Origin of the sequence: Streptomyces kebangsaanensis (assembly GCF_001906585.1) — a bacterium.
Lineage (GTDB): Bacteria > Actinomycetota > Actinomycetes > Streptomycetales > Streptomycetaceae > Streptomyces > Streptomyces kebangsaanensis.
The window spans coordinates 1-2,348 of record NZ_JUJA01000107.1 but is presented as its reverse complement, the minus strand read 5'-3'; the positions used below and the strand labels follow the sequence as shown (position 1 = coordinate 2,348).

1 protein-coding gene is annotated in these 2,348 nt (G+C 74.7%); it reads right to left on the bottom strand.

The features are described from left to right. Positions 1–16 precede the first annotated feature (16 nt). Positions 17–2,348: SpoIIE family protein phosphatase/ATP-binding protein (locus RH94_RS15695; protein WP_073948209.1), on the bottom strand; the 2,332-nt coding region annotated here is incomplete at its 5' end.

Sequence of the window (2,348 nt, the reverse complement as noted above, 5' to 3'; positions counted from 1 at the left end):
GGGTTCGGGGTGGGTGTCATGGGGTGGTGTCGGGCCACTGGTCGAGCAGGGTGTCGATGTTGTCGTCGGGTGGGGGTTCGCTGGTGTCGTGGAGGGGTTGTTCGGTCCAGATGATTTTGCCGGTGGGGGTGTAGCGGGTGCCCCAGCGTTGGGCGTAGCGGGCGACGAGGAAGAGGCCGCGGCCGCCTTCGTCGGTGGTGGCGGCGTGGCGCAGGTGGGGTGAGGTGCTGCTGGCGTCGGCGACTTCGCAGATCAGGTGGCGGTTGCGGATGAGGCGGACGTGGATGGGGGGGTGGCCGTAGCGGATGGCGTTGGTGGCCAGTTCGCTGAGGATGAGTTCGGTGGTGAAGGCGGTGTCGGTCAGGTGCCAGGCCTGGAGTTGGGCGGTGGCGTCGGCGCGCAGGCGGGCGACGGCGGCGGGGTCGGGGGGCAGGTCCCAGTGGGCGGTCTGGTCGGGGGCGAGGATGCGGGTGCGGGCGACGAGGAGGGCGATGTCGTCGCGGGCGTGGTCGGGGGGCAGGGCGGCCAGGATGTCCTGGCAGGTCTGTTCGGGGGTGCGGTCGGGGTGGGTGAGGGCGGTGCGCAGGGTGGCCAGGCCGGTGTCGAGGTCGCGGTGGCGGTCTTCGATGAGGCCGTCGGTGTAGAGGACGAGGCGGCTGTGTTCGGGCAGGTGCAGTTCGGTGGTCTCGAAGGGCAGGCCGCCCAGGCCCAGGGGTGGGCCGGCGGGCAGGTCGGGGTAGGTGGCGGTGCCGTCGGGCAGGGCGAGGGCGGGTGGGGGGTGGCCGGCGCGGGCCAGGCTGCAGTGGCCGTTGGTGGGGTCGTAGACGGCGTACAGGCAGGTGGCGCCGGTCAGGGTCGCCTCCTCGCCGGTGTGGTCCTGGGCGGTGTGTTCCTGGTCCAGGCGGGCCACCAGGTCGTCCAGGCGGGCCAGGAGTTCGTCGGGGGCCAGGTCGAGGGTGGCGAAGTTGTGCACGGCGGTGCGCAGCCGGCCCATGGTGGCGGCGGCGTGCAGGCCGTGGCCGACCACGTCGCCGACGACCAGGGCGACCCGGGTGCCGGACAGTTCGATGACGTCGAACCAGTCGCCGCCCACTCCGGCGCGGGCGGGCAGGTAGCGGTAGGCGACCTGCAGGGCGTCGTGTCCGGGCAGGTCGCGGGGGAGCAGGCTGCGCTGCAGGGCGACGGCCATGGTGTGCTCGCGGGTGTAGCGGCGGGCGTTGTCCAGGGCCACCGCGGCGCGGGCGGCCAGTTCCTCGGCGAAGGGCACGTCCTCCGTGCCGAACGGTTCCGTGGACCGTCCGCGCCAGAAGTCCACCGTGCCCAGCACCGTGCCCCGCGCCCGCAACGGCACCGCGATCAGGGAGTGGATGCCCTGGTCCAGGACGCGCTGGGCACGTTCGGGGTCCGAGGTCCGCCAGGCCCACGCGGTGCTCAGGTCGGCCTCGAGCACCGCCCGGCCGCTGCGCAGGCACCGCACCTGCGGTGAGCCGTCGGCGAAGCGGATCAGCTCGCCCACCGGTGTCAGGGGCTGGTGGGCGGGCGGACCGCTCGCGGCCGTGCGGCGCAGGGTGGTGCCGGCCCCGGTACCGGTCTCGGCCAGTTTCTCGCCGCGCAGGACCTCCTCGGCCAGCTCCACCGTGGCGGAGTCGGCGAAGCGCGGGACCGCCACGTCCGCCAGCTCCTGCGCGGTGCGGGTCACGTCCAGGGTGGTGCCGATGCCCATCCCGGCGTCGTAGAGGAGCTTCAGCCGCTCGCGCGCCACCTCGGCCCGCCCCGACAGCGCCCGCAGCTCGGTGGTGTCCCGCAGCGTCACCACGCTGCCGGCCTGCCCGCCGTAGGGGGCGGTGGTCCGCTTGTTGACCGCCAGCAGCCGGTCGGCGCTCAGGTGCACCTCGTCGCTGGCCGCGCGCGGCGAGGCGAGCAGCCCGGCCAGGTCCGCCTCCAGGGGCAGGTCGGCCACCCGGCGCCCCTCCGCGTCCGGCGGCAGGTCCAGCAGCCGCCGGGCCTCGTCGTTGGCCAGCAGCAGCCGCCCGTCACCGCCGACGATCAGCACCCCCTCGCGCACCGCGTGCAGCACGGCGTCGTGGTGGTCGTACATCCGCGTCATCTCCACCGGCCCCAGGCCGTGGGTCTGCCGCAGCAGCCGCCGGCTCACCAGCGCCGTACCGCCCGCGGACAGGACCAGTACCCCGGCCCCCGCCCCCAGCAGCAGCGGAAGCTGCCGGGCCGCCATGCCCGTCACCCTCTCCACCGTGATGCCGACCGCCACCGACCCCACCGCCGCACCGTCCGCCCCGGTCACCGGCACGTACGAGACCACCGCACGTCCCTGGGTGGTCTCCAGGGTC